The organism is Pararhizobium sp. LjRoot255 (genome assembly GCF_964252905.1).
Lineage (GTDB): Bacteria > Pseudomonadota > Alphaproteobacteria > Rhizobiales > Rhizobiaceae > Pararhizobium.
Map to the genome: position 1 here is coordinate 51,118 of NZ_CAXUPQ020000001.1, position 22,431 is coordinate 73,548.

General features: G+C 60.7%; 18 protein-coding genes. 1 reads left to right on the forward strand and 17 read right to left on the reverse strand.

The window, feature by feature from the left end; translation table 11 throughout:
• Positions 1-11: 11 nt before the first annotated feature.
• On the reverse strand, positions 12-3,506 hold the full coding sequence (gene dnaE / locus ACSQ2W_RS00280) for a DNA polymerase III subunit alpha (RefSeq protein WP_436084446.1): 3,495 nt from the start codon (positions 3,504-3,506) through the stop codon (positions 12-14).
• Between the two features lie 440 nt (positions 3,507-3,946).
• Between dnaE and ACSQ2W_RS00285 the strand changes: the two genes are divergently transcribed.
• On the forward strand, positions 3,947-4,528 hold the full coding sequence (locus ACSQ2W_RS00285) for a hypothetical protein (protein ID WP_436084447.1): 582 nt from the start codon (positions 3,947-3,949) through the stop codon (positions 4,526-4,528).
• Positions 4,529-4,554: 26 nt separating this feature from the next.
• Here the strand turns inward: ACSQ2W_RS00285 and ACSQ2W_RS00290 are convergent, their stop codons facing one another.
• From ACSQ2W_RS00290 to ACSQ2W_RS00365, 16 genes are all read right to left on the reverse strand, one after another.
• Entirely contained in the window at positions 4,555-5,238 is a 684-nt protein-coding gene (locus ACSQ2W_RS00290; RefSeq protein WP_436084448.1) for an ABC transporter ATP-binding protein, read from the reverse strand.
• An 18-nt stretch (positions 5,239-5,256) separates the two neighbouring features.
• Complete coding sequence (locus ACSQ2W_RS00295) at positions 5,257-6,567, reverse strand: lipoprotein-releasing ABC transporter permease subunit (protein WP_436084449.1); 1,311 nt, start codon at positions 6,565-6,567, stop codon at positions 5,257-5,259.
• A 10-nt stretch (positions 6,568-6,577) separates the two neighbouring features.
• Positions 6,578-7,906: a proline--tRNA ligase gene (proS, locus tag ACSQ2W_RS00300; RefSeq protein ID WP_436084450.1), complete on the reverse strand. Its 1,329-nt coding sequence runs from the start codon at positions 7,904-7,906 to the stop codon at positions 6,578-6,580.
• Positions 7,907-8,608: 702 nt separating this feature from the next.
• Positions 8,609-8,878: a DUF1467 family protein gene (locus ACSQ2W_RS00305; protein WP_436084451.1), complete on the reverse strand. Its 270-nt coding sequence runs from the start codon at positions 8,876-8,878 to the stop codon at positions 8,609-8,611.
• Between the two features lie 108 nt (positions 8,879-8,986).
• The gene (gene mce / locus ACSQ2W_RS00310) at positions 8,987-9,391 is read right to left on the reverse strand and encodes a methylmalonyl-CoA epimerase (protein WP_436084452.1); all 405 of its coding nucleotides are present in this window, start codon (positions 9,389-9,391) and stop codon (positions 8,987-8,989) included.
• 33 nt (positions 9,392-9,424) lie between these two features.
• Positions 9,425-11,092, reverse strand: a complete 1,668-nt coding sequence (locus ACSQ2W_RS00315; protein WP_436084453.1) for a ribonuclease J — start codon at positions 11,090-11,092, stop codon at positions 9,425-9,427.
• A 19-nt stretch (positions 11,093-11,111) separates the two neighbouring features.
• Complete coding sequence (locus ACSQ2W_RS00320; RefSeq protein ID WP_436087630.1) at positions 11,112-11,876, reverse strand: biotin--[acetyl-CoA-carboxylase] ligase; 765 nt, start codon at positions 11,874-11,876, stop codon at positions 11,112-11,114.
• A complete protein-coding gene (gene nuoN, locus ACSQ2W_RS00325) occupies positions 11,876-13,318 on the reverse strand; it encodes an NADH-quinone oxidoreductase subunit NuoN (RefSeq protein WP_436084454.1) in 1,443 nt (480 codons plus the stop codon). Before nuoN ends, ACSQ2W_RS00320 begins: the two co-directional genes overlap by 1 nt.
• A gap of 18 nt (positions 13,319-13,336) precedes the next feature.
• Positions 13,337-14,848 (reverse strand): NADH-quinone oxidoreductase subunit M, encoded by a 1,512-nt coding sequence (locus tag ACSQ2W_RS00330; RefSeq protein WP_436084455.1) that lies wholly within the window; start codon positions 14,846-14,848, stop codon positions 13,337-13,339.
• Positions 14,848-16,845 carry an NADH-quinone oxidoreductase subunit L gene (gene nuoL / locus ACSQ2W_RS00335; RefSeq protein WP_436084456.1) on the reverse strand — a complete coding sequence of 666 codons (1,998 nt, stop codon included), beginning with the start codon at positions 16,843-16,845 and terminating at the stop codon, positions 14,848-14,850. Before nuoL ends, ACSQ2W_RS00330 begins: the two co-directional genes overlap by 1 nt.
• A 7-nt stretch (positions 16,846-16,852) precedes the next feature.
• Positions 16,853-17,161: an NADH-quinone oxidoreductase subunit NuoK gene (gene nuoK, locus ACSQ2W_RS00340; protein ID WP_436081730.1), complete on the reverse strand. Its 309-nt coding sequence runs from the start codon at positions 17,159-17,161 to the stop codon at positions 16,853-16,855.
• A gap of 27 nt (positions 17,162-17,188) precedes the next feature.
• Positions 17,189-17,803, reverse strand: coding sequence for an NADH-quinone oxidoreductase subunit J (locus ACSQ2W_RS00345; protein WP_436087631.1), 615 nt, complete (start codon positions 17,801-17,803; stop codon positions 17,189-17,191).
• A 122-nt stretch (positions 17,804-17,925) separates the two neighbouring features.
• Complete coding sequence (gene nuoI, locus ACSQ2W_RS00350; RefSeq protein WP_436081731.1) at positions 17,926-18,417, reverse strand: NADH-quinone oxidoreductase subunit NuoI; 492 nt, start codon at positions 18,415-18,417, stop codon at positions 17,926-17,928.
• A gap of 64 nt (positions 18,418-18,481) precedes the next feature.
• Positions 18,482-19,525, reverse strand: a complete 1,044-nt coding sequence (gene nuoH / locus ACSQ2W_RS00355; RefSeq protein WP_436084457.1) for an NADH-quinone oxidoreductase subunit NuoH — start codon at positions 19,523-19,525, stop codon at positions 18,482-18,484.
• 21 nt (positions 19,526-19,546) lie between these two features.
• Positions 19,547-21,628 carry an NADH-quinone oxidoreductase subunit NuoG gene (nuoG, locus tag ACSQ2W_RS00360; protein ID WP_436084458.1) on the reverse strand — a complete coding sequence of 694 codons (2,082 nt, stop codon included), beginning with the start codon at positions 21,626-21,628 and terminating at the stop codon, positions 19,547-19,549.
• A gap of 113 nt (positions 21,629-21,741) precedes the next feature.
• On the reverse strand, positions 21,742-22,428 hold the full coding sequence (locus ACSQ2W_RS00365; protein WP_436084459.1) for an NADH:ubiquinone oxidoreductase: 687 nt from the start codon (positions 22,426-22,428) through the stop codon (positions 21,742-21,744).
• Positions 22,429-22,431: the final 3 nt, after the last annotated feature.

A 22,431-nucleotide genomic window follows, 5' to 3' on the forward strand; every position in this document is an offset into this window, starting at 1 on the left:
GAGGCGTTCTGCTACACCAGTTCGACGTCGATCACGCCGGGGGCTGTTCTCAGCGCCGCGGCGATCTCGGCCGAGATGCGGTATTTCTCGCTAAGCTCCACCTCGATCTCGCGCTGACCATTGTCCTTGATGACGATGAAGGAAACGAGCCCGTCACCCCTGGTGTTCAGATGCGTGGCGACCGAGCGCAAGGGGCCGGAATCGCGAACATAAACCCTCAGCGCCTTCTGCAGCTGCAGCGAGCGTTCCTCCAGCGACTGCAGGGTCTTGATGCGAAGCCCAATACCTTCCGGTCGCTCCTCGGCTTCAACTGTAATGACCAGCGATTTTCCCGCTTCGAGCAAGTCGCGATACTGATTGAGCGCCTCTGAAAATAGCACGGCTTCAAACTGGCCGGTGGAATCAGAGAAGGCCACGATTCCCATCTTGTTGCCAGTGCGGGTTTTCCGCTCCTGCTTCGAGGTCACCGTGCCGGCGAGACGCCCGTTGGTCGCGCCCTTTTTTACCGAAGCAGCGAAATCCGCGAAGGTCTGGACGCGGATCTTGGCGAGCAGGTCGTTGTAGGTGTCGAGCGGATGGGCCGAGAGGTAGAAGCCGAGCACCTGGAATTCGCGATGCAGCTTTTCCGAAGCAAGCCATGGCGCGTAGGCCGGCAGGCTGATCTTTTCCGGCCCGGTGGCCGCCCCTGCCCCGAACATGTCGCTCTGACCGCTGAGCTTGTTGGCCTGGGCGATCTGCGCAAAACCGAGGACGCGGTCGAGGCCGCCCACCAGTTCGGCCCGGTCATGGCCGAAGCAATCAAAGGCGCCGGCGCAGATCAGGCTTTCGAAGACGCGGCGGTTCAGCAGCTTCGGATCGATCCGGAGGCAGAAGTCCTCAAGGTTGGCGAAGGGCTCGTCTCCACGCACTTCGACGATGTGATCGACGGCCGCCTCGCCGACGCCCTTGATGGCAGCCAGCGAGTAGTAGATGCGGTTGTCACCGGTCTCGAACCGCCTGAACGAGGTCTGCACCGACGGCGGAATAACTTCGATGCCGAGCCGGGCCGCATCCTGGCGGAAATCGTTGATCTTGTCGGTGTTCGACATGTCGAGCGTCATCGACGCCGCCAGGAACTCGACCGGATAATGCGCCTTCAGATAGGCCGTCTGGTAGGAAACGATAGCATAGGCGGCCGCGTGCGACTTGTTGAAGCCGTAATTCGCGAATTTGGCGAGCAGATCGAAGATCATGTCGGACTGCGCCTTGGAGACGCCGTTGGCGACGGCGCCGTCGACGAAGCGGGCACGCTGCTTGTCCATCTCCTCCTTGATCTTCTTGCCCATGGCGCGGCGCAGAAGGTCGGCCTCGCCCAGCGAATAGCCGGACAGGACCTGGGCGATCTGCATCACCTGTTCCTGGTAGACGATAACGCCCTGCGTTTCCTTGAGCAGATAGTCGATTTTCGGATGGATCGATTCGATCTCTTCGTCGCCATGCTTGCGGGCGTTGTAGACTGGGATATTCTCCATCGGGCCCGGACGATACAGCGCCACCAGCGCAATGATGTCCTCGATGCAGTCCGGCCGCATGCCGATCAGCGCCTTGCGCATGCCGGCACTTTCCACCTGGAACACGCCGACCGTGTCGCCCTTCGACAGCATCTCGTAGGTCTTCTGGTCGTCAAGCGGCAGCGCTTCGAGCTTGACCTCGATGCCGCGCTTGGCGATGAAATCGACGGCGACCTTGAGCACCGTCAGCGTCTTCAGCCCGAGGAAGTCGAACTTCACCAGCCCTGCCTGCTCCACCCATTTCATGTTGAACTGGGTGACCGGCATGTCCGAGCGCGGATCACGATACATCGGCACGAGCTGCGACAGCGGCCGGTCGCCGATGACGATGCCGGCGGCGTGGGTCGAGGCGTGGCGGTAGAGGCCCTCGATCTTCTGGGCAATATCCAGAAGCCGGCCGATCACCGGCTCCTTGTCGACCTCCTCCTGGAAACGCGGCTCCTCCTCGATTGCCTTCGACAGCGGCGTCGGATTGGCCGGATTGTTCGGCACCAGCTTGCAGATCTTATCGACCTGGCCATAGGGCATTTCGAGCACGCGGCCGACGTCGCGCAAGGCGGCGCGCGCCTGCAGCGATCCGAAGGTGATAATCTGCGCTACCTGCTCCCGGCCATACTTGCGCTGGACGTAGCGGATCACCTCTTCGCGGCGGTCCTGGCAGAAATCGATGTCGAAGTCGGGCATCGAGACGCGGTCCGGATTGAGGAAGCGTTCGAACAGCAGCGAGAACCGCAGGGGATCGACGTCGGTGATGGTCAGCGCATAGGCGACCAGCGAACCCGCCCCCGAGCCACGGCCCGGGCCGACGGGGATATCCTGAAGCTTCGCCCATTTGATGAAGTCGGCAACGATCAGGAAGTAGCCCGGGAACTTCATCTTCTCGATGACGCTGAGTTCGAAGTCGAGCCGCTCGCGATAGTCCGTCTCGGTGTAGCCCGGTGACATGCCCAGCTTCTGCAGCCGGTCTTCCAGGCCCGCGACGGCCTGACGGCGCAGTTCGAGCGCCTCGGCGCGTTCGGCTTCCGCCGGATCGTCAGAGGCTCCGGTGAACCGCGGTAGGATCGGTCCGCGGGTCTTGAGCACAAACGCGCAGCGCCTGGCGACCTCGATCGTGTTTTCCAACGCCTCCGGCAGGTCGGCAAACAGCGCCGCCATGTCCTTGCGGCTTTTCAGGTAGTGATCCGGCGTCAGGCGGAAGCGGCTGTCATCCGACACCATCGCATTGTGCGCCACGGCCATTAGGGCATCATGCGCGTCGAACTCAGCCGGCGACGGAAAGAACGGTTCGTTGGTCGCGACCAGCGGCAGCTCGAGCTTGTAGGCGAGGTCGATGATCCGCCCCTCGTGGCGGCGGTCATATTTGCCGTGACGCTGAAGCTCGACGTAAAGACGGTTCCCGAACAGCGCGGCCAGCGTTTTCAACCGGGTCTCAGCCTGAGCCGGATGACCGGACTTCAGGGCCATATCAACCGGTCCGCCCGACGCGCCGGTCAGCGCGATCAGGCCTTCCGTTCCGACCTCCTGCAGCCAGGACAAAGCAATGCGGACCGACTGGTTGCCTTCGCCGCCAAGATAGGCGCGACTGACGAGATCGACGAGACGGACATAACCGGCATCCGTCGCAGCGATCAGCACGATCGCCGGAAGTTTCACCAGGTGCTGCGCATGCCCGCGCTTCTCGCCCTCGGCCTCATCCTCCATATCGATCGACAACTGGCAGCCGATCAGCGGCTGCAGGCCGTCATCCATGCATTTCAGCGAAAACTCAAGCGCTGCAAACAAATTGTTGGTGTCGGCGATACCGATCGCCGGCTGCCCGTCCGCTACGGCGTTGCCGATGATCTTCTTGATCGGCAGAGCCCCTTCGAGCAGCGAAAAGGCCGAATGAACGCGAAGATGCACAAACTGCGGAGATGCTTCACCGTCCTGCTGCTTGTCGTTTACTGCATCCGCCATCGCGCACCCCGATTCCCATGAGGGCCGCAGGATATCCCGTTTCCACCCGCCGATGTCCAGATTTCATCCGCGAGGCAGCGGCTTTTTCATGTGACCTACCGCTTGTCCACAGCCGGGCATATGAAGCACCCACTGCTATAATGAGAAAAGGCTCGTCACATGCCCATGACGATGATCGAAAAGCTGGCCACGAACATGGCGATTGAGGTGAAAGCAGCGAGGTCCCGAAGAAAGTCAGTCATTGCAAGGCTCCCTTTTCCGTTATGTTCTCATCTTGTTCTATTTCTGTTCACGCGTCAAGCAACAATACCCACTCGTCCGTTTCAATGATCGGGAGATGGTAAACAGTTTCAATCTGGCTTTCCTCCGGCAGAAATGACCTCTGGACGCTTGCAGGCGGGCCGATTAGTCTGGCGCCGATGACAATCGGGGGATGAACAATGAGGATGTCATGGGCCGTCATGACGGCGCTCGTTTGCTTTTCAGCAATGGCGGCGCAGGCTGCCGAAGCGATCGATCCCGAGCGCATCGTCTCCGCCGCCACCGGCGACTGGGACAAGGACGGCAGCCTGGATCTTACAATGCTGGTTTCAGCGCCTGAGGGCAGCGATGAGGACCACGCGGTCTATATCTATCTCGACGACGGAGATACCGCGCGGTTGAAATTGAAAACCGTGGCGCCGAACAAGGTCTGGGGGGACCTGGTCATGGCCGGTCGAGCCCCCTTGATCGCTGCCTTGCCGAACGGCTCGATCCTGATCACGTCACATAACGACTCCATCGGCCGCAACCGCTGGGAGCAGAAGCTGACCGTCGCCTACCGCAATTTCGATTTCGTGGTCGCCGGATACACGTATTCGTCCTACGACACGCTCGACCTCGACAACACCTCGGAATGCGATTTCAACGTGCTCACGGGCAAGGGCAAGAGCAATGGCAAGCCGATCGCTACCAAGGGCGAAATTGTGCTGCTGAAAGATTGGTCGGACGATCGCGGCCAGTCGGCCTGTGGCAACGAATAGGGTTGCCTCGCCGCGCCGTGTTCCTGCTAAAGTTCCACGACCTTGCCATCCTCGATGGTGACGCGGCGGTCCATGCGCGACGCGAGCTCATAATTGTGCGTGGCGATCATTGCCGCGAGCCCTGATTGACGCACCAGCGCTTCCAGAGCTTCGAAGACATAGCCTGCCGTTTCCGGATCGAGATTGCCGGTCGGTTCATCGGCCAGCAGCACCAACGGCGCATTGGCGACGGCCCTGGCGATCGCAACACGCTGCTGTTCACCGCCAGAAAGCTCAGAGGGGCGATGCTCGGCGCGATGGCCGATGCGCATATAGTCGAGCAGTGCCGCGGCCCGTTCGCGCGCCTCGGCCTTTGCGAGACCGGCGATCAGCTGCGGCATCATGATGTTTTCGATCGCCGTGAATTCCGGCAGCAGGTGGTGGAACTGGTAGACGAAGCCGATGTCGTTGCGGCGGATCGCCGTGCGTTGCTCGTCGCCGAGCATGCCGCAGGATTGGCCGTTGATCAGCACCTCGCCGGCATCCGGTCGCTCGAGCAGCCCTGCCAGATGCAAAAGCGTCGACTTGCCGGTGCCGGACGGCGCCACGAGTGCGACGGTCTGCCCCCCATGCAGGGAAAAGTCGGCGCCCTTGAGGATCGACAGGACCCCCTCGCCCTGGGTGTAATGACGCTCGACGCCGGAAAGCTGCAATGCCACGCGCGCATTCATCGTGTCTGTAATCCTTATTTATTCATAGCGCAGAGCCTGAACCGGATCGAGGCGCGAGGCGCGCCAAGCCGGAAAGATCGTGGCGAGGAAGGACAGGCTGATCGCCATGACGACGACCGAGATGGTCTCGCCCGGGTTCATGTCGGCCGGAAGCTGGCTCAAGAAATAGAGTTCGGGGTTGAACAGCGTCGTGCCCGAAACCCAGGAAAAGAACTGGCGGATGGATTCGACGTTAAGGCAGACGATGATACCCAGAAGCACGCCCGCGAAAGTGCCGACGATGCCGATCGCCGCCCCCGTCATGAAGAAGATGCGCATGATCGAACCGGAGGACGCGCCCATGGTGCGCAGGATGGCGATGTCGCTGCCCTTGTCCTTCACCAGCATGATCAGGCCGGAGACAATGTTGAGCGCTGCCACCAGCACGATCAAAGTGAGGATCATGAACATGACGTTGCGCTCGACCTGCAGGGCGGAAAAGAAGGTCTTGTTGCGGTCGCGCCAGTCGCTGATCAGCACCTGGCGGCCGGCGGCATCCTCGATCGGCTGGCGCAGGTCATCGACCAGATCCGGATTTGTGACGAAGAGCTCGATCGACTGAGCGATGCCTTCGGCGTTGAAATAGAGCTGCGCCTCCTCGAGCGGCATGAAGATGATCGAGGCGTCATATTCCGACATGCCGATCTCGAAGATCGCCGAGACGGTATAGGACTTGACGCGCGGGTTGACGCCCATCGGCGTCACGTCGCCCTCGGGCGCGACCAGCGTGATCGTGCCGCCGGCCGTGATGCCGAGCTGTTCGGCCATGCGCGAGCCGATGGCAACACCGGTTCCGGCCGTATAGCCGACGAGATCGCCGGACTTGATATGGTCGGAGATGGACTTCATCTTGATGAGATCATCGGCGCGCACACCGCGTACCAGAGCACCGGTGCCTGCCCCGCCCGGCCCCGAGGCAAGCGTCTGCCCCTCGATCATCGGGATCGCCATGGTCACGCCCCTGACGCCGGAAAATTTCGCCGCCAGGTCCGCATAATTGTCGAGCGGCCCGTCGAGCGGCTGCACGATCATGTGGCCGTTGATGCCGAGAATGCGCGAGATGAGCTCGGTGCGAAAGCCGTTCATCACCGCCATGACGATGATCAGTGTCGCCACGCCGAGCATGATGCCGATGAAGGAAAAGCCGGCGATCACCGAAATGAATGCTTCCTTGCGCCGCGATCGCAGATAGCGCCAGGCCACCATGCGCTCGAACGTCGAAAACGGACGGCTCGACGGCGGCTGAACGGCGGCCGCCGCCTTGTCCTGCTCTAGCGTGGTGGCGCTCATCCCGGCTCCCTTATTTCGAAGCAGTCAGCTTGTTGATCGCAGCCTCGATGGTCAATGTCTCGCGGGCGCCGGTCTTGCGGTCCTTGAGTTCGACCTCACCGGCTGCGACCGAACGCGGACCGGCAATGATCTGCACCGGCACGCCGATCAGGTCGGCGGTGGCAAACTTGGTGCCGGCGCGGTCATCCTTGTCGTCATAGAGCGGATCAAGGCCCGCCTTGTTGAGCGCGCCATAGATGGTTTCGCAAGCCGCGTCGCAAGCGGCATCGCCGGATTTCATGTTGATCACGACCGCATCGAAGGGTGCGATTGAAGCCGGCCAGATGATGCCATTCTCGTCATGCGAGGCCTCGATGATCGCCGGCACCAGCCGCGTCGGACCGATGCCGTAGGAGCCCATATGCACCGTGTGCTCCTTGCCGTCCGGCCCTTGCACCTTGGCGCCCATGGCTTCGGAATACTTGGTGCCGAAATAGAAGATATGGCCAACCTCGATGCCGCGCGCGGACACCTTGGAGGCATCATCGATGCCGTTGAAAGCGGCCTCGTTGTGCATCTCCGACGTGGCGGCATAGAGCGACGTCCACTTGTCGAAGATCGCCTTCATTGCAGCCGCGTCCCAGAAATCGGTGTCTTCGGCCGGAACGTCGAAGTCCAGGAAATCCTTGTGGCAGAACACTTCCGATTCGCCGGTGTCGGCGAGGATGATGAATTCGTGGCTGAGATCGCCGCCGATCGGGCCGGTGTCGGCACGCATCGGAATGGCGCGAAGCCCCAGGCGCGAGAAGGTACGCAGATAGGCGGCAAACATCCGGTTATAGGAATCCACCGCGCCTTCGCGGTCGAGATCGAAGGAATAGGCGTCCTTCATCAGGAACTCGCGCGAGCGCATGGTGCCGAAACGCGGCCGGATCTCGTCGCGGAACTTCAGCTGGATATGGTAGAGGTTGAGCGGCAGGTCCTTGTAGGACTTCACATAGGAGCGGAACACATCGGTGATCATCTCCTCGTTGGTCGGGCCGTAGAGCATCGGCCGGTCCTGACGGTCCTTGATGCGCAGCATTTCCTTGCCGTAGGCGTCGTAACGGCCGCTTTCCTGCCAGAGTTCGGCCGATTGCAGCGTCGGCATCAACAATTCGACGGCGCCTGCCCGGTTCTGCTCCTCACGGATGATGGTGTTGACCTTGTCCAGCACCCGTTTACCCAGCGGCAGCCAGGTATAGATGCCGGCCGACTGCTGCCGAACCATGCCGGCGCGCAGCATCAGGCGATGCGATACGATCTCCGCTTCCTTCGGGTTTTCCTTCAGAATGGGCATGAAAAAGCGGGACAGGCGCATGAACGGGTTCCGGAACTTGATGCACTTCGCACTATCGTTGGATTCGGGCGAAATAACGTTGAGCTTGCAGCTCCCGCACGCTCAACGAGCATGCAACGGGCACTGCTGTTTGACTATGTACCGCGACGCCCCGACCAGCCGATTCAGTAAGAGGGATACACCGCGCCCAAGCGTTCATAGACGCTTCGCGACAGGAAGAAAACCCGTCATCTTCGCTGGCGTCACGGCGAGAGGAGCCGGCGTTTCGGGCGCTGAAAAAGCGGTCAAGGAGGTGCGGCAAAAAGGCACGGAAGTAACATCAACCCGACAGATATTGTCAATGGAAAAATTTTGCTCGACTGTAGCAAAAATGCAAAAAAATCAGATGACAACGCATAATGTTTAAGCTAGTTTCGGCTCACAAAAGAGGCAGGGAGATTAAATTCTTGTCGATTTCGCGGTCAAGTCTTGGGAGGATAAGATCTTAGGCGCGTTCACACGCAGCCACCGGTAACGGATAAGGATCACGCGATACTTTAAGAAACAAGGCTCTTAGCCTTGTTTTTTTTTGACTTTTCAGAAAATTGATTCTCCACCAAAAGCGTCGCCGCTCCAATCGTGTCTATTCCGTGGCAAGGCACCTCGACCGCATTGGCCCGACCATCCGTAAGCCGTCGCTATCGCAACAGTGAATGTCTCAACAACGACACGTTCGATTTGATCCTAGTAAAATTTCGGCGCGAATTGCGGAATTGCGTCCAAACCGTAGCCGAGGCGTACGGAGAGGATATACCACGCGACGTGGATAACGGCCGCCAGCACCGAGGTCAGCAGAAAAACCCGCAGCGCCCGGAAGCGCGCCGGCGCGCTCTCGACACTGCCGGGCACGACCTCGTTCTCCTCGGCCTGGGTGCGCAGACCGATCGGCAGCACGATGAACAGCGTCAGCCACCAGATGATGAAATAGATCGCAAAAATGGAAAAGATCGGCATCGTGGTCTCTCACTGCGAAGGGAACTGGAAGAGCTCCCTTTGGCATTGTTGGGCGTCGTTATACCGCTTTCCGGCTTGTCCGACAAACGCCCGGCTCGCGCCCTTCTGTCACACCTCTTCCAGTTCGATCAGCGTGCCGAAGAAATCCTTGGGGTGAAGGAAGAGCACCGGCTTTCCATGCGCCCCGATCTTCGGCTGGCCGTCGCCGAGAATCCGCCCGCCCGCAGCGACAAGACTATCGCGGGCGGCGATGATGTCATCGACCTCGTAGCAGATATGATGCATGCCGCCTGCGGGGTTCTTGGCAAGGAACGCTGCGATCGGGGAGGCGTCGCCAAGCGGCTCCAGCAATTCCACCTTGGTATTTTCCAGTGTCACGAAAACCACGCTGACGCCATGCTCGGGCAGCGCGTCCGGCGCGGTCACTGAGGCACCGAGCACAGACCGGTATTTTTCCGCCGCCTCGGCAAGGTTGGGAACGGCCAGAGCGATGTGATTGACACGTCCGAGCATGTGAATTTGCCTTTCGCGTGAACTTTCCGGCTCTCACAGCTTGTTGATGAACACGGTGACGACCGGTTTTTTGCCCCAGACCTCGTTGGCCGTGCCGCGAACCGCCCGTCGAACCGCTTCCTGCACCATGGCAAGATCCTTGCGCTTGCCGCGCGGGATGCTTTCGACGGCGCCAAGCACGGCATCATAGAGCGTATCATTCATGTCCTCGCCCTCGTCGTCGAATTCGGGAAGGCCGATGGTGACAACATCTGGGTCGGCGTTGAAATCATAGCGTTCGTCAAGCACGACGCTGACGGCAACATGGCCGGCAAAGGAAAGCTTGCGGCGCTCGCCGATGCCCATCTCGTCAAAGTCGCCGATCAGGCGGCCGTCCTTGTAGATGCGGCCATGCGGCGCCGTGCCGATTACCGTTGCCGGACCGGGCGCGAGCCGCAGGATATCTCCATTGCGCACCCGGGGAACAGTCTTGATGCCGGATTGCAGGCCGAGTTCCGCCTGTGCTGTCAGATGCGCCGCCTCGCCATGAACCGGCACGAGGATCTGCGGCCGTGTCCATTCGTACATCTGCTGCAGCTCGTGGCGGCGCGGGTGACCGGAAACATGCACGAGGGCTTCGCTATCGGTGACGATATGGATGCCCTGCTCGACGAGGCCATTCTTGATGTCGTTGATCGCCTTCTCGTTGCCGGGAATGGCGCGGGAAGAAAACACCACCGTATCGCCGGCCGTGAAGGCAACGTTGCGCATTTCGTCGCGGGCGATCTTTGCCAGCGCCGCGCGGGATTCTCCCTGGCTGCCGGTGAGGATCACCACGACCTTGTCACGCGGGATATAGCCGAATTCGTCTTCCGCGATGAACGGGTTCAATCCTTCCATCAGGCCGACATCGCGGGCGACGTCGCAGACGCGCTTCATTGAACTACCGAGCAGAAGGACTTCGCGGCCGGCGGCGGCGGACGCCTTGGCGATCGAGCGGATGCGGCCGACATTGGACGAGAAGGTGGTGATCGCGACACGGCCCGTGGCGTTCTCGATGATCTTGGTGAGGCTCTCAGAAACCTCCTCTTCCGAGGGCGAGACGCCATCGCGCATCGCGTTGGTGCTGTCGCACATCAGCGCCAGCACGCCCTCGTCGCCAACGGCGCGGAAGCGCGCCTCATCCGTCAACGGCCCGAGCGACGGTTCATGATCGATCTTCCAGTCGCCGGTGTGGACAAGGTTGCCGAGCGGCGTGCGGATCACCAGCGACATCGGCTCGGGGATCGAGTGGTTGACGCCGACCGCTTCGATCTCGAACGGACCGACATTGATCCGGTCGCCCTGCTTGAAGATCGTGATCGGTACGTCAGTGCGCGTTCGTTCGAAATTGCGTTTCGCATCAAGCATGCCGTCTGTAAACGGCGACGCATAGACCGGCACGTTCAGGCCCGGCCAAAGATCGGCGAGCGCGCCGTAGTGGTCTTCATGCGCATGGGTAATGATGATGCCCTTGAGGCTCTTGCGCTCCTCCGCCAGGAATCGGATGTCAGGCAGCACTAGGTCAACGCCCGGCAGGTCCGGTCCCGGAAAGGTCACGCCGCAATCGACCATGATCCACTGGCGGCTGGAGGGCGCACCATAGCCGTAAAGGGCCAGGTTCATGCCGATTTCCCCAACTCCGCCCAGCGGCAGGAAGACGAGTTCGTCTTGTTTGCTCATTTAATGATTGCGCCTTGTTTCATCCAAAAAATACATCGCCCGCGGCGATGCGGTGGACCATGCCTGCGCCCATGTCGAGCATCAGCCGGCCTTCTTCATCTATGCCTTCGAACCGTCCGGAAAGCGAGCGATCCGGCAGGTTGACGGTGATCTTCTGACCTATGCCGCTCGCTGCGGAGCGCCATTGTGCAATAATTTCGGCGATGCCCTGCCCGCGGTTCCAAATATTCAGTGCTTCGCCCATGCTGCGAAACAGGTGGGCAAACAATTCGTCCGGCGACACAGACGCCCCCTCCGCCTGCAGGCTTGTCACGGGATAGAGCCCATGGTCGGGCGCCCGCGCGACATTGATGCCGCAGCCAATGACAAGGGCATGCCTGCCGCCAGGCAACCCCTCGCCTTCGAGCAGGATACCGCAGCACTTCTTGCCGGCAATGAGGATGTCGTTCGGCCATTTGATCGATACGGGGTTGGACCCCGGCGGCATGACCGCCTGGATCGCTCGATGCACTGCGACGGCGACCGCGAGCGGAAGCGAATGAAGCTTGTCCATCGGCGCCGGGTCGATCAAAAGCAGCGAGGCATAGAGATTGCCCGGCTCCGAAGCCCAGGCCCGTCCACGCCGCCCCCGTCCTTCGAGCTGGCGTGTTGCGGTGATCCAGTGAAGTCCCGGATCACCCGCCCGGGCACGGATCAGGCATTCGGTGTTCGTCGATCCGACATCGCCAAGCGCGGTATGCCGGAAGTCATCGAGCGAGAGCGTGCCGATCCGGTCCTTGCTGATCAAAAGAAGGTCCGCGCTGCAACTTCGGCCGCCGTACCGATCGGTCCGCCGATCAGCACATAGGCAGCCACGAACAGACCGGAGAGACCGTAGACGAGACGCAACACGCCGGAGGGACGGGCGAATTCATCCTTGGCATCATCGAACCACATCAGCTTGATGACGCGCAGGTAATAGTAGGCACCCACGACCGAAGCCAGAACGCCGATGATCGCCAGTGCATAAAGCTGCGCCTCGATCGCCGCCATGAACACGAAATATTTGGCGAAGAAGCCAGCCAGCGGCGGAATGCCGGCCAGGGAGAACATCATCACCGTCAACACCGTCGCCATGAGAGGATTGGTCTGCGACAGGCCGGCGAGGTCATCGACGCCTTCGACGTGCTCGCCATCCTTGCGGCGCATCGACAGGATGCAGGCAAAGGTGCCAAGCGTCATGACCATATAGACCAGCATATAGATGAGCACACCGCGCACACCAGCCATGGAACCGCTGGCAAGACCGACCAGCGCGTAGCCCATATGGCCGATCGACGAATAGGCCATCAGTCGCTTGATGTTCTTCTGGCCGATCGCCGCAAATGCGCCGAGCAGCATCGAGGCGATCGAGATGAAGACGACGATCTGCTGCCAATCGCCGACAATCGGCTGGAACGGCGTGATCACCAGACGGATGAGCATCGCCATCGCTGCAACCTTTGGCGCAGCGGCGAAGAACGCCGTTACCGGTGTCGGCGCGCCTTCGTAGACATCCGGCGTCCACATGTGGAACGGAACGGCCGAAATCTTGAAGGCGACGCCCGCGAGAATGAAGACGAGCCCGAAAACCAGACCGAGCGAACGGCCTTCGGCCGATAGAGCAGACGCGATGGCCTCGAAGCCGGTATGGCCGGTGAAGCCATAAACCAGCGACATGCCGTAGAGCAGCATGCCCGATGACAGGGCGCCGAGAACGAAATATTTGAGGCCCGCTTCGGTCGAGCGGAGGTTGTCGCGGTGCATGGCAGCCACGACATAGAGCGACAGCGACTGCAGCTCGAGCGCGAGATAGACGGAGATGAGGTCGTTGGCCGAAATCATCAGCAGCATGCCGAGCGTCGCCAGCACTACCAGCACCGGGAACTCGAAGCGGTCGATACCCGCCGAGCGCGCCTCGCCCGCCGACATGATCAGGGTAACCAGGGAGCCGGCCAGTGTCAGCACCTTCATGAAGCGGGCGAACGGATCCGACAGGAACACGCCCCCATAGGCCTGACCGTCGCCGGTCTGCCAGATCAGCCAGGCACCCGAAACGGCAAGCAGGCCGACCGCAAGGCCGGTGACCAGTCCGGACGATTTCTCGCCCGAGAAGACACCGATCATCAACAGGACCATGGCGCCGACCGCAAGGATCAGCTCCGGCGTCGACAGATGCAGGCTAGCGAGGAATGTTTCAGCAGTCATTTCGATCCCGTCCTGTCGTCATTTCGCCGAAAGCGCAACGTCTTGCGCGGCCTGCACGGCGGCAGTGTAGTTGTTCACGAGGAGATCCACCGAGGCTGCCGTCGCATCGAACACCGGCGCCGGATAGACGCCGAAGAAGATGGTCAGCACGACAAGCGGGTAGAGGATTACCTTTTCCCGGCCGGAGAGGTCGAGCAGCGACTTCAGGCTGTCCTTCTCGAGCGCACCGAAGATCACGCGGCGGTAAAGCCAGAGCGCGTAGCAGGCCGAGAGAATAACGCCGCTCGTTGCGAAGAAGGCAACCCAGGTGTTTGCCCGGAAAGCACCGAGCAGCGTGGTGATTTCGCCAACGAAACCGGAGGTGCCGGGAAGGCCGACATTGGCCATGGTAAACACCATGAAGGCGACCGCATATTTCGGCATGTTGTTGACAAGGCCGCCATAGGCGCTGATCTCGCGGGTGTGGGTGCGGTCATAGACAACGCCGACGCAAAGGAAGAGCGCGCCCGAGACGATGCCGTGCGACAGCATCTGGAAGATCGCGCCCTGTACGCCTTGCGTATTGGCGGCGAAAATCCCCATGGTGACGTAGCCCATATGGGCGACCGACGAATAGGCGATCAGTTTCTTGATGTCGGACTGCATCATCGCGACGAGCGAGGTGTAGATGATGGCGACGATCGACAGCGAGAAGACCATGGGCGCAAAATATTCCGACGCCAGCGGGAACATCGGCAGCGAGAAGCGCAGGAAGCCGTAACCGCCGAGCTTCAAGAGGATGCCCGCCAGGATGACCGAGCCTGCCGTCGGCGCCTGGACGTGCGCATCGGGAAGCCAGGTATGAACCGGCCACATCGGCATCTTCACGGCGAAGGAGGCGAAGAAGGCAAGCCATAGCCAGGTCTGCATCTGGCGCGGGAAGTTGTAGGCAAGCAGTTCCGTAATATCGGTCGTGCCGGCTTGCCAGTACATCGCCATGATGGCGAGCAGCATCAGCACCGAGCCGAGCAGCGTATAGAGGAAGAACTTGTAGGACGCGTAGACGCGATCCCTGCCGCCCCAGACGCCGATGATGATGAACATCGGGATCAGGCCGGCTTCGAAGAACACGTAAAACAGCACGATATCGAGCGAGACAAAGACGCCGACCATGAACACTTCCAGAAGCAGGAAGGCGATCATGTACGCCTTCAGGCGCTTCTCGATGGTCACCCAACTCGCCAGCACGCAGAAGGGCATCAGGAAGGCCGATAGCACGACGAAGAGGACCGAAATGCCGTCTACGCCGAGATAATAGGAGATGCCCGTACCGAGCCAAGCATGCTTCTCGATCATCTGGAAGCCCGGGTTGGTGTAGTCGAAGCTCCACCAGACCCAGAGCGACAGGATGAACGTCGCGATCGTCGTCAAAAGCGAGATATTCAGGATATTGCGGCGACCGGAGGCGCTGTCTTCACGCATGAGAAGCAGAAGAGCAACGCCGGCCAGCGGCAGAAAGGTGACCGCGGAAAGAATGGGCCAATCGGTCATCAGAAGGAGCTCCCGAGCATCATCCAGGTAACGAGCGCCGCAATGCCGATCAGCATCGCGAAAGCATAGTGATAGAGGTAACCGGTCTGCAGGCGAACGACCCGGTCGGTGACGTCCATGACGCGGGCGGCGATGCCGTTCGGGCCAAAGCCGTCGATGACCCGGCCGTCGCCTTCCTTCCAGAGGAAGGTGCCAAGACGCTTGGCCGGACGCACGAACAGGAAGTCATAGATTTCGTCGAAATACCACTTGTTGAGCAGGAACTGGTAGAGGACGCGATGCTGATTGGCCAGGTACTTCGGCGTTTCAGGCGAGCGGATGTACATGTACCAGGCTGTGATCAGGCCGAGCGCCATGGCGCAGAACGGACTCCATTTCACCCAGAGCGGAACATGGTGATATTCCTCGAGCAGCTCGTTCTCCGGCAGCGTGAACAGCGAGCCCTGCCAGAATTCGGCATAGTGATGGCCGAAGAAATAATCGTGGAACAGGAAGCCGGCTAGAAGCGCGCCGGCGCCGAGAAGGTAGAGCGGCACCAGCATGACCTGCGGCGATTCATGGACGTGGTGCATGACTTCATGGGAGGCGCGCGGCCTGCCGTGGAAGGTCATGAAGGTCAGGCGCCAGGAATAGAAGCTCGTGAACAGCGCGGCGAGCACCAGCAGCGAGAAAGCGAAACCGGAGAGCACGCTATGTGAGGCGAAGGTCGATTCGATGATCGCGTCCTTCGAGAAGAAGCCTGCCGTACCGATGACCGTGCCTGGGATACCGACCCCCGTCAGCGCAATCGTGCCGATGAACATCGTCCAATAGGTCAGGGGAATGTGCCTGCGCAGACCGCCCATGAACCGCATGTCCTGTTCACCGTCGACGGCATGGATGACCGAGCCGGCGCCAAGGAACAGCAGCGCCTTGAAGAAGGCATGCGTGAACAGGTGGAAGATACCAGCACCATAGGCACCGACGCCGAGCGCCACGAACATGTAGCCGAGCTGCGAACAGGTCGAATAGGCGATGACGCGCTTGATGTCGTTCTGCACGAGGCCGACGGTTGCTGCGAAGAAGGCCGTGATCGCGCCGATCAGGACGACGACCGTGCGGGCATCCTCGGTCAGTTCGAACAGCGGTGACATGCGGGCAACAAGGAAGACGCCGGCGGTGACCATGGTTGCGGCATGGATGAGCGCCGACACAGGGGTCGGACCTTCCATGGCGTCCGGCAGCCAGGTGTGCAGCAGGAACTGCGCCGACTTGCCCATCGCGCCCATGAAGAGCAGCAGGCAGATGGCAGTGACAGCATGCGCCTTGTCGAGATGCATGCCGAAAAGGTTGATGACGGCTTCGCCGCCTTCAGCGGCCCCCTCGGCCGGCAGATAGCTTGCGGCCGCCGCGAAGATCGTTTCGAGATTGATCGAACCGAACAGAACGAAGACGCCGAAGATGCCGAGCGCGAAGCCGAAATCGCCGACGCGGTTGACGACAAAGGCCTTGATCGCGGCAGCGTTGGCCGACGGCTTCTTGTACCAGAAGCCGATCAGCAGATAGGACGCCAGACCCACGCCTTCCCAACCGAAGAACATCTGCAAGAGATTGTCCGACGTGATCAGCATCAGCATGGCGAAGGTGAACAGCGACAGATAGGCAAAGAAGCGCGGCCGGTTCGGATCGTGGTGCATGTAGCCGATCGAGTAAATATGCACCAGGCACGACACCGTGTTGACGACGACGAACATCACGGCCGTCAGCGTATCGACGCGGAACGCCCACTCGGCATCGAAGCTGCCGGACTGGATCCAGCGCATCACCATGACCTTGATCATCTCCGTCTCGCCGAGTGCGACGTTGAAGAAGACGAACCACGACAGCACGAGGACGATGACCATGAAGCCGCTGGTGACATATTCCGACGCCTTGGCACCAATCGAGGTGCCGAACAGGCCGGCGATCAGGAAGCCGATCAGCGGCAGGAAGACGATAGCTTGAATAATCGTATTCATTGCCCGCTCAGCCCTTCATCATGTTGACGTCTTCGACGGCGATCGAACCGCGGTTGCGGTAGAAGACGACGAGAATTGCAAGACCGATCGCGGCTTCCGCGGCCGCGACCGTCAGAATGAACAGGGCGAACACCTGGCCGGTGATGTCGTTCAAAAACGACGAGAAGGCGACCATGTTGATGTTCACCGCAAGCAGGAGGAGTTCCACCGACATCAGGATGATGATGACGTTCTTCCGGTTGAGGAAGATGCCGAAGACGCCGAGCGTAAACAGGACGGCGCTAACGGTCAGATAGTGGGAAATACCGATTTCCATGATGATTGTTCCTTGACCCCGCCCGCCTTAAAGACCTTGTCCCGATTTCACCTTGACCACTTCGACAGCGGTCTTCGGCGAACGGGCAACCTGTGTGGGAATATTCTGGCGCTTGATGTGTTCGCGATGGCGCAGCGTCAGCACGATGGCACCGATCATCGCGACCAGCAGAACCAGACCAGCGATCTGGAAGAAATAGACATAGTGCGTGTAGAGTACGTCACCGAGCGCGGCCGTATTCGTTCGGTCCGTCACAGCCGGGATCGGCATCGAAATCGACTTGGCAATCTCCGGCGAGAGCGTGCTGCCGCCGACCACGATGATCAGCTCGGCGGCAAGCACGAGGCCGATCAGCGCGCCGACCGGCGCGTAGTCAAGCACCCCTGCCCTCAATTCCGTGAAATCGATGTCGAGCATCATCACGACGAAGAGGAAGAGAACCGCGACCGCGCCGATATAGACAACCAGCAGGATCATCGCGAGGAACTCGGCGCCTGTCAGAAGGAACAGACCGGCCGAGTTGAAGAACGTCAGGATCAGGAACAGCACGGAATAAACCGGATTCCGCGCGGAAATGACCATGAACGCCGACGCAACCGCGACGAATGAAAAAAGATAGAAAAAAAGAGCCTGCAGACCCATGATCGGTGCCTTTTTCGTCTTCCCAAGGCAGGCATGACCGGCAGGCCACCCTTCCCACTGGCGGACCGGTCTTCCGGCCACGCCCAAAATCTCGTTTACGCCTGCCCGGCAATCGAACGGTCTCAGCGGTAAGGCGAGTCCATTGCGATGTTGCGGGCGATTTCCCGTTCCCAGCGGTCGCCGTTGGAAAGCAGGCGCTCCTTGTCGTAGTAGAGCTCCTCGCGCGTCTCCGTGGCGAACTCAAAGTTCGGACCTTCGACGATCGCGTCCACCGGACAGGCTTCCTGGCAGAAACCGCAATAGATGCATTTCACCATATCGATGTCGTAGCGGACCGTGCGGCGCGTGCCATCGTTGCGGCGCGGGCCGGCTTCGATGGTGATCGCCTGGGCAGGACAGATCGCCTCACACAGCTTGCAGGCGATGCAGCGCTCTTCGCCGTTCGGATAGCGGCGCAACGCATGCTCGCCGCGGAACCGCGGGCTGACGGGGCCTTTTTCGAACGGATAGTTCAGCGTCGACTTCGGCGCGAAGAAATAGCGCATCGACAGGAAGAACGCACCGACGAATTCCTTCAGGAACAGCGAACTGACGGCTTGCGACAGACTTGCCATCATCAACCTCCAAACATGCCGGCCTGGGAGGCGCCGGCGAATATTGCCAAACGGGGAGCGGACATCAGGCCCACACCACCAGTTTCAGCACAACTGCAACAATGAAGACCATGGCGAGCGACAGCGGAAGGAAGACCTTCCAACCGAGACGCATCAGCTGGTCATAGCGGTAGCGCGGCACGAAGGCCTTCACCATGGCGAACATGAAGAACACCATCGAGGCCTTCAGGACGAACCAGACGATGCCGGGAACCCAGTTCACGAACCAGACGTCGACCGGAGGCAGCCAGCCGCCGAGGAACAGGATCGTCGTCAGCGCGCACATCAGGCAGATGGCGGCATATTCGCCGAGCATGAACATCATGTAGGGCGTCGAGCCATATTCGACCATGAAGCCTGCAACCAGTTCCGATTCCGCTTCGACGAGGTCGAAGGGCGGACGGTTGGTTTCGGCCAGCGCCGAGATGAAGAAGACGATGAACATCGGGAACAACGGCAGCCAGTACCAGTCAAGAAACGAGCCGGGCAGCCCGATCATCGTACCGAGGCCGTCACGCTGCGAATCGACGATGTCCGTCAGATTCAGCGAGCCGGCGCAAAGCAACACGGTGACGATCACGAAACCGATCGAGACTTCGTAGGAGACCATCTGCGCTGCCGAGCGCAGCGCGCTGAGGAACGGATATTTCGAGTTCGATGCCCAACCGCCGATGATGACGCCGTAGACTTCAAGTGACGATATGGCGAACACATAGAGGATGCCGACGTTGATGTTTGCCATCACCCAGTTGGCATTGAGCGGAATGACGGCCCAGGCTGCCAGCGCCAGGGTGACGGAGACCAGCGGCGCAAGCAGGAACAGCACCTTGTTCGAGCCTGACGGGATGACCGGTTCCTTGAAGACGAACTTCAAAAGATCGGCGAAGGACTGGAAAAGACCCCAGGGGCCGACCACATTGGGTCCACGGCGCATCTGAACCGCGGCCCAGATCTTGCGGTCGGCGAGCAGAATGTAGGCGATGAAGATCAGCAGAGCGACCAGCAACAGCAGCGACTGGGCGATCATGAGGGCCGTTGGCCACACATAGGTCGAAATGAAAGCGTCCATTTTCGTCTTATTCCCTCGCGCTCATTCCGCCGCAGCTTTGAAGTTGTTGCGTGCCAAAGCCGAACATTCGGCCATGACGGCGGATGCGCGTGCTATCGGGTTCGTCAAATAGAAGTCTTTGACCGGAGACGCAAACACCGATTTGGCCATCTCACCGGCTTTTTGCCCAAGTGCGGCAATTTCACCGGTCGCGCCTGATGCGATCGCATCAACCTCAGCGAAATGCGGATGGGACGCATAGAGCTTTGCGCGCAATTCGCTCAGCGAATCAAACGGCAGGCGCTTGCCGAGCACATCCGACAGCGCGCGGATGATCGCCCAGTCCTCGCGCGCATCGCCCGGTGCGAAACCGGCGCGGTTGCCCATCTGGACACGGCCTTCGGTGTTGACCCAGGTTCCGGACTTTTCCGTGTAGGTCGCACCCGGCAGGATGACGTCGGCACGATGCGCACCTTCGTCGCCATGCGAACCGATATAGACGGTGAAGCCAGCGGTCCTGGCCGAGAAGTCCATCTCGTCAGCGCCGAGCAGGAAGAGCACGTCCATAGCAGTCAGCATCTCGGCTGCGGTCATGCCCCCCTCGCCCGGTACGAAACCGAGATCGAGGCCACCGACACGGGCGGCTGCCGTATGCAGAACGGCAAAACCGTTCCAGTCGGCGGTTACAGCGCCAACAGCGCCTGCGAGCTTGGCGGCGGCGGCAAGAACCGACGCGCCGTTGCCACCCGAAATCGCACCCTGACCGACGATGATCATCGGGCGCTGCGCCTTCTTCAAGACGCTCAGGAACTTGCCCTTGCCGCCGACCAGTTCGGCCAGCGTATCGGTGCCGGCGCCCAGATATTCGTAGGAATACCGCAGCTCGCTCTGCTCGCCGATCACGCCGATCGGGAAATTGGCCATGCGGAACCGCTTGCGGATGCGAGCGTTCAGAACCGAGGCCTCGAAGCGCGGGTTCGAGCCGATGATCAACAGCGCGTCGGCGTTTTCAATGCCTTGGATCGTCGGATTGAAAATGTAGCTTGAACGGCCGAACGACGGATCGAGCGCTGCGCCATCCTGGCGGCAGTCGATGTTCTTCGAGCCGAGCGACGAGATCAATTCCTTCAGCGCGTACATTTCCTCGACGGAGGCCAGATCGCCGGCGATCGCGCCGATCCTGTCGCCGCTCGTCCTGGCAACTGCCGACTTGATCGCGGCAAACGCCTCGTTCCAGGTCGCAGGCTGCAGACGGCCGTCCTTCTTCACATAGGGGCGGTCGAGGCGCTGGGTCTTCAGGCCATCCCAGATGAAGCGGGTCTTGTCGGAAATCCACTCTTCGTTGATCTCCTCGTTGACGCGCGGCATGACGCGCATCACTTCGCGGCCGCGCGTATCGACGCGGATCGCAGAACCGACGGCGTCCATGACGTCGATCGATTCGGTCTTGCCGAGTTCCCACGGACGGGCATTGAAGGCGTAGGGCTTGGAGGTCAGCGCGCCAACCGGGCAGAGGTCGACGACGTTGCCCTGCAACTCCGAGGTCATCGCCTGCTCGAGATAGGTGGTGATCTCGGCATCCTCGCCGCGGCCGATCAGGCCCAGTTCGGCGATACCGGCAACTTCGGTGGTGAAGCGGACGCACCGCGTGCAGTGGATGCAACGGTTCATCACGGTCTTGACCAGCGGGCCGATATACTTGTCCTCGACGGCGCGCTTGTTCTCGTTGTAGCGGGTCGAATCGACGCCGAAGGCCATGGCCTGGTCCTGCAGGTCGCACTCGCCGCCCTGATCGCAGATCGGACAATCGAGCGGATGGTTGATCAGCAGGAATTCCATGACGCCTTCGCGGGCCTTCTTGACCATCGGCGTGGTCGTGAAGACTTCCGGCGCTTCGCCGTTCGGGCCGGGACGCAGATCGCGCACGCCCATGGCGCAGGAGGCTGCCGGTTTCGGCGGCCCACCCTTCACTTCGATCAGACACATACGGCAGTTTCCGGCGACCGACAGCCGCTCATGAAAACAGAAGCGCGGAACCTCGGCGCCGGCTTCTTCACACGCTTGCAACAGCGTGAAATGATCCGGGACCTCGATCTCTTTTCCGTCAACTTTCAGCTTCGCCATCTTCGCACTCAATCCTGTCGTTCATTCGCCAGCCAAAGCGGCGAACAGAAATTATAAAGGCACGCTAACCTCTTGAACGGAAACCGTCTTCGATTGCCGTTCGAAACTCAATCTCAACCCTTCATCAGGGCCTTCGCCTGCTCGACCCAGCGATCCCGCGCGATGCGCCCGCCAAAACCGAGCTGCGCGTCGAAACGCTGCACATCTTTTTCGCTCCACGACGCCACGTCGGCGTAACGCCGGATACCCATGCCGTTCAGCACCTGTTCCAACTTCGGACCGATGCCCGAAATCTGCTTCAGGTCGTCGGCCTGCGTTTCGACTATGTGCGCCGCAGCCTTCTGCCGCTTCGGTTTTTCAACCTTCACCGGCGTCTTGACAGCCGGCTCTTGACTGACCGGCCTCGCGGCGACGGGCGTCGCGGAATCCGGCGCCTTCGCCACGGGTGCTGTTTCCCTTACCGCCGCCGTATCCACGACCACGGCAGCGCTTGCCACCGGCTCTGCGGGACTCTGCGCCGCTTTTTCATCTGCGACGGCCGTTTTCTGCGTCGTCCCGGCTACGCGCTGCATCGCGCCGAACATCAAGCCGGCAAAGTGACTGGTCATGCCGAGACCGATCGCAGTTGCCGCCGCCATCGCTGCTGCCTGCTGCTGCATCAGCGGATGCAGCGGCACCTTCGGCATGTCCTTCAACCATGCGGCCATGCCGAACGGATCGCCACCGGCCGGGGAATCCGCCGTAGGACCGGCATTTCCTGCCCACATTCCCTTGCCTGCTTCCTGTTCCGGCCTGGTCATATC